3 protein-coding genes and 2 pseudogenes are annotated in these 3,851 nt (G+C 42.8%); 3 read left to right on the top strand and 2 right to left on the bottom strand.

Annotation, left to right across the window (positions count from 1 at the left end; all coding sequences use genetic code 11):
- Window positions 1-77: 77 nt before the first annotated feature.
- Both ACWPAB_RS15075 and ACWPAB_RS15070 read right to left on the bottom strand, forming a co-directional pair.
- Window positions 78-1,001: pseudogene (locus ACWPAB_RS15075) on the bottom strand (Y-family DNA polymerase); the annotation flags it as partial.
- Between the two features lie 240 nt (window positions 1,002-1,241).
- Entirely contained in the window at window positions 1,242-1,304 is a 63-nt protein-coding gene (locus ACWPAB_RS15070; RefSeq protein WP_222843308.1) for a putative holin-like toxin, read from the bottom strand.
- 493 nt (window positions 1,305-1,797) lie between these two features.
- Here ACWPAB_RS15070 and ACWPAB_RS15065 point away from each other — a divergent pair, with 493 nt between their 5' ends.
- From ACWPAB_RS15065 to ACWPAB_RS15055, 3 genes and pseudogenes are all read left to right on the top strand, one after another.
- Window positions 1,798-3,147 (top strand): FAD-dependent oxidoreductase, encoded by a 1,350-nt coding sequence (locus tag ACWPAB_RS15065; RefSeq protein WP_003592338.1) that lies wholly within the window; start codon window positions 1,798-1,800, stop codon window positions 3,145-3,147.
- A gap of 29 nt (window positions 3,148-3,176) precedes the next feature.
- Window positions 3,177-3,383, top strand: coding sequence for an IS66 family transposase (locus tag ACWPAB_RS15060; RefSeq protein ID WP_225357878.1), 207 nt, complete (start codon window positions 3,177-3,179; stop codon window positions 3,381-3,383).
- Window positions 3,384-3,730: 347 nt separating this feature from the next.
- Window positions 3,731-3,851: pseudogene (locus tag ACWPAB_RS15055) on the top strand (IS5/IS1182 family transposase); the annotation flags it as partial.

The raw sequence follows: 3,851 nt of genomic DNA, 5'->3' as shown, positions 1-3,851 counted from the left end.
ATGCCCTTAACAGCAGTCTTCAAATGGTTGTATTGGCCTTCCTGAAGATAGTTCTTAAAAGATACTAGACGGGTTCTTAGCGATAGACACCCCGCTAGTTTATGGTGGTGCCGAAGCCGCGCCGCCACCTGTTCCCCAATTTCTTTAATGACCGTTTCGATTTCGGCTTGGTTAAAATAGTCCCGTGGTAGCACTTGTGAATTACCCAGGCTAGCTGCTTTAACCTTAATTGGTTCCGTGACTTTTGCGCGATCAATTCCCCAGGCCGTAGCAAATAACTGGCTACCAATGACGCCAAGCTGCTGTTTGAGTAAATAAGGGTTGGTATGGGCTAGCTCATACATATTGTGAATGTGAAGGCGGTTCAAACGTTTCGCCATACGGGGGCCAATCCCCCAAACGTCCGTTAATTCAGTAATTGACCAAATTTTATCCGGCACAGTTTTGTAATGGATTTCACCGATCAATTCATGATTATGTTTAGCGTAAAGGTCTAAGGCTAATTTAGCTTGCACCGGATTGTCACCAATTCCCACGGTGGTATACAAGCCTAGCTTTTGCCGAACTGTCTTTTGAATCAAGCGTGCCACTTCGCGAACGGAATTGCCAAACAGCCGCCAAGTATGGGTCATATCAAGAATGCTTTCATCAATTGAATACGGCCAAACCTCTTTTTCAGTAGTAAATTGATGAAAGACCTGATTGATCTGCAAATTACGTTGAATATAAAGGTTCATGCGCGGTGGCACGACCCACAACCTGGGGTCATTGGGTAAGTCACGTTTACGGGAGACGTTGGCTTTAAGATGAAATAAGCGCTTAGCTTCGGGTGACGTGGCTAAAATGAGTCCACCATTGGTATTTTCAGCTTCACTAAGGACCACTAATGGGACTTTTAAGGGGTTAAGTCCCCGGGCAACGGCCTCGCAACTAGCATAAAAGGACTTGTTATCAATTAAGAAGAACACGCCATGCGGTTCATCATCAGTAAACAATTTCATCACTTCCGTTAGCTTTTACCTGTATTGTAGCGCAGAAGGCAAACACGTGTTCCCTAAAAACTGGCAGAAAGTTGATTAAAAATAGTCGAAAGTCCATTATAGTCATGCTATAATGTAGACAGAAAAAGGAAGCGCCGCTAGAACAGGACTTCCCGTGCAAGCCGCTTCAAAGGCGGTGGCCTAGATTACAAAACTACATTGTCGCCCTGTAACCGACAAAAGTTACGCAGGGCGGCTTTTTTATTTGTGGTGCTTGTCGATATAGCTGAGTAGCGCGATTAAAAACGTGCCAAACAGCAACATCAACGAGAGTGTCTGGAAGACGCTCATTGACTGTGAAACCTTCCTGAAGATTATTCCATGTTCCCATGGGCCTCACCTCACAAGGGAAAAGACAGCCACCGCCCTTAAAACTTCTTGCTCAATCCATTATACAGGGAAATTAAAAATCAACCAAGAGCAATAAAACCGCTCTTGACAGCAAAGGAAAGCTACAACACTAGCAAGGTCAGCAAGCAAGGCTAATAATACTGCTGCAATGGGAAATAACAAGCGTCCAGTAGGGCGGTCCAAGAGCGGGCGCAAACCCTACCAGACAGTACGATTATAAAAGTAAAGAAGGTCATAAAATCAGCTACTAGAGGGAAAACTGTGGTAAAAGACAAATAAGATGGTGAAATGATGACTATAAAGTCAAGTCAGATAAATAGGTAGTTGAGCATATAACTTGCTTTTGACGTTTTACTTACTTATAATAAGTGCAGTAACAAATGACTAGTAAAAGGCGGGTAAAACAATGGATAAATTTAAAAATATTATTATTGGATTTGGTAAGGCGGGTAAGACATTAGCTAAGTACTTGGCGCAGCATGATGAGACCGTGCTTCTGATCGAACGGTCAAAACAAATGTATGGAGGGACTTGCATCAATGTTGGCTGCCTACCATCTAAAAATTTAATTTTAAATGGTCAACGTGGCTTAGACTTTACTACGGCAGTTAATAAGCGTGGTGAGATGACTAGACAGTTGCGAGACAAAAACTATCACATGGTGGCTGATGAGCCACTAGCAACAATTTGGGATGGGTCAGCACGTTTTATCGACAATTATGTTTTGGCAGTCGTAATGAGTGATGGAACAACTAAGAAGGTGAGAGGTGAACGCATCTTCATTAATACTGGAGCGGTTCCAAATTGGCCATCAATCCCAGGGTTAGAATTCGGTCAGCGGATTTTTACGTCTAAAGAAGCTATGGAATTGGAGAAACAACCGAAACGACTAGCAATTATTGGTGGCGGTTATATTGGCCTTGAATTTGCTGGAATGTTTAATTCCTTTGGTACGCATGTAACGATTTTCGACCAACATACCAGATTGTTAGAGCGCGAAGATCCTGATATTGCGACCGAGGTCGTAGCAGATCTGACTGACGCAGGGATCGAGATTAAACCGGAGACTCAACTAACTCAAGTAAAAGATAATGGTGAGAAGGTTACATTATATTATCAACAAGGTGATCAAAGTAACACTGCGGAATTTGATGCGGTATTAGTTGCAGTCGGTCGACGGCCTAATATAAATAGTTTAGGGCTAGAAAATACCGATATTGCTTTAACCAGTCGTGGTGCTATTCAGGTCGATGATCATTTAAGGACCACAGTACAAAACGTTTGGGCTTTGGGCGACGTTAATGGCGGTCCTATGTTCACTTATGTCTCATTGGATGATTTTCGTATTATTGTAGATCAATTGTTTGATAAGGGGGATCGCTCAACGGCCGATCGAATGGTGATACCGACTGCTTCGTTCCTAAATCCACCACTGGCTAACGTCGGCTTAAATGAACGTCAAGCTAAGAGTGCAGGTTATGATTTACAAACCTTCAAGCTATCAGTCAAGGCGATTCCAAAGGCCCGTGTCTTGGAGGATCAACGCGGGCTTTATAAGGTAAGCGTTGATCAAAAAACACACCTTATTTTAGGGGCAACATTGTATGCCGCTGAGGCTCATGAAACCATCAATCTAATTGCATTGGCAATGAAGGCCAAATTACCTTACGAAAGATTACGCGACATGATCTATACTCATCCAACAATGTCTGAAGCCTTGAATGATCTTTTTAAGACCCCGGTTGTGAAAAGCTAACGCACTAGAAACACAAAGCCGACTAGTTAATCGAGGAAACAATCAAGAAATCACCGTTAAAATTATTACGCAATGTGATTAACAATGCCCTTAATCTAAAGGACCGGGTTTACCAGATCTTTGAGCATTGTGATCTACCTTTACACAATAACCACGATGAGCAACAGATCCACTCTACCACGCTGGTGCGAAAGAATAAGTCTGTTCACAAAACCAACGGCAGGCGCAAAGGCTAATACGATCTGGTTTGGTATTGTACAAATGGAAAAATTAAATAAACTGGACGTCTTTAAGTATTTTTAACCATTACTAACGGTTTACACGCAACGTAACACGCCAGATATTGAGGCTTATTTACCGGGGGCTCCAGAAATTCAGGCCACGTGTCGTGTTTAATAGAGAAACCAAAGCGGGCGACTAACGCACAAAACTGCGTTGGTCGCCCGCTATTTTTGTTTGAACCCAGGGATCTGAGATACCATCAATGGTTAAGATTCAACCCGGTTCGTTGTGGAGTGCTTAGAACCTGTCTAGTATCTGCTGAATCTGGTAGAATTGTGGAAAACCGACCGAGGAGTTTGTCATGCCAGATTATCCAAGCAATATTTCTCGAGCGCAATTTGCGTTAATACAACCTGATTTAGAAAACTTCCGTAAGCATACAAGGCCGCGTCGTTATGATCTTTATGACGTATTCAATGCCA

Source organism: Lacticaseibacillus sp. 30 (assembly GCF_053819265.1).
Note: the sequence above shows the minus strand (reverse complement) of the source record. Positions and strands in the feature narration are given on the sequence as shown.